This is a genomic window from Blautia sp. MSK.20.85 (assembly GCF_013317245.1).
GTDB lineage: Bacteria > Bacillota > Clostridia > Lachnospirales > Lachnospiraceae > Blautia_A.
This window is the reverse complement of sequence record NZ_JAAIUN010000084.1, coordinates 1-1,087: the sequence shown is the minus strand read 5'-3', so window position 1 is coordinate 1,087 and position 1,087 is coordinate 1. Positions and strand designations below refer to the sequence as shown.

Annotated in this window: 1 protein-coding gene; it reads left to right on the top strand. The window is 39.0% G+C overall.

Annotation, left to right across the window (positions count from 1 at the left end; translation table 11 throughout):
- Nucleotides 1-141: 141 nt before the first annotated feature.
- Nucleotides 142-1,023 carry a replication initiator protein A gene (locus G5B12_RS16975; protein ID WP_012744316.1) on the top strand — a complete coding sequence of 294 codons (882 nt, stop codon included), beginning with the start codon at nucleotides 142-144 and terminating at the stop codon, nucleotides 1,021-1,023.
- Nucleotides 1,024-1,087: the final 64 nt, after the last annotated feature.

Below are 1,087 nucleotides of genomic sequence, written 5' to 3'. Positions count from 1 at the left end.
CGTCCGATGAACTGGAAGGATTGTATCTGGCAAGAGAGGATGAACAGATATGCCTGCTGTACTATCAGGTATTTGTAGGGATGCTGGAAATCAATATTAATTCAGCCGAAGTGCTGTACAAACAGAAGGAGGAAATAATCAATGAGTAAGGTGGAGTATATGCCGGTAGATTGTCTGCAGGTGCCAAAGATGCTGTTCCAGGTGGAAAAATTCAAAAATCTGTCAAATACAGCAAAAATTTTATACAGCTTATTTCTGGATCGTTTGAAATTTGCGGTGCAGAATGGCTGGGTAGATCATAACGGAGATCTGTTTGTTATCTATCCAAAAAGCGAAATGAAGAAAGACCTGAATACGACTCGATATGGCGTAGATCAGGCAGTACAGGAACTTGTTAAGATTGGAAAGCTGGTGCGTATTGTTCAAAACAATGGAAAGGCGAACCACTTTTATATCAATGATATTTATGAAAATGAGATGGAGGAAGAATCAATGATGACATTAGACAGAATTATGGCAAATATGCCGATGGAAGAAAGAGAAATTATCATGGACAAGATGGTGGCAGCATCCAGAGATATTCTGGGAACAATTGCAGATATGGGATATCTGGATGAATATGAGACACCACTGACTCCTATGGAAGAGCGAGGCTATTACGATGAAGAAGGTAATCTTGATATTGATGCCGTAGAAGCCGATGGCTATGAGTTTGGTATGGATCTGGCATTTGGCGTGTTATCTGTTTGTGAAGGAAAGCCTGAACATGTGCTGGAAATTCAGAAATATGTAAATGAACAGTATGAGTGCTGTTCTAATAAGAAGTTTATGAAAGTTCTGGAAACAATCGCACGAATGAATGGAAACGAGGAGGTTTATATCGAGGATATGTATGCCTGCAATAAAGAAGCAAGGAATTATTATCTGAGCGAGTTAATGATGTGCTTCAACTTTGTGTTTAATGAGATGTGTCATGGAACAGGCAGTGCAGCAGGGTGTGATTTTAATAGTGAGGAAGAATAGGAAATAAGCTATGGCAGATTTTGAATATTTCAGAGCAGAAGAATCTGACCAGTTTTCTTTTTTT

What these genes read in the sequence shown, in the direction of transcription:
- G5B12_RS16975 (WP_012744316.1), top strand. Translation starts at nt 142, where the DNA reads ATGAGTAAGGTGGAGTATATGCCGGTAGATTGTCTGCAGGTGCCAAAG.